Genomic DNA, 486 nt, shown 5'->3' on the forward strand with positions numbered 1-486 from the left:
TTGGTGACGTACTGCTCCCAGGTACCGGGATGTGGCGCCCATGCGTTGTAGCGCAAGGTGACCGAGGCGTTCGCCGTCACCTTCGTCACCGGCCAGTCGGCCCGCGCCTGGTTGTAGGCGTCGTACTTCGTGGTCGGGCCGCACAGCTGGCCGTCGGAGATGATCTCCCGGTGCCGTCCGGCGGCGTTGCTGATCAGGTTGCCGTACCAGTCCCACAGCGGTTGCTTGCCACCGAGGGCGACCGCGTCGATGCACGCGGGGTTGGTGGGTTTCAGGTCGCCGCCACCGCTGCCGGCCCTGCCGTCCTCGTAGCAGGCGTAGGTGCGACTCGCGGGCCACACCATCGAACCGTGTGCGAGCGCCGTGCCACCTGTCTGCACGAGAACCGCGCCGGCCACGGTCACCGCCGCGACGGCCAGGAGTGCGATGCGTTTTCTCATCTCGGCGCTCCTCACCCGAAGAGTTCGGTGTGCAGGGAGAATGCGG

Annotated in this window: 1 protein-coding gene; it reads right to left on the reverse strand. The window is 68.1% G+C overall.

The window, feature by feature from the left end; translation table 11 throughout:
* Positions 1-440: lytic polysaccharide monooxygenase (locus UK23_RS47955; protein WP_045318548.1), on the reverse strand; the 440-nt coding region annotated here is incomplete at its 3' end.
* Positions 441-486 lie beyond the last annotated feature (46 nt).

It is taken from the genome of Lentzea aerocolonigenes (genome assembly GCF_000955955.1).
Taxonomy (GTDB): domain Bacteria; phylum Actinomycetota; class Actinomycetes; order Mycobacteriales; family Pseudonocardiaceae; genus Lentzea; species Lentzea aerocolonigenes_A.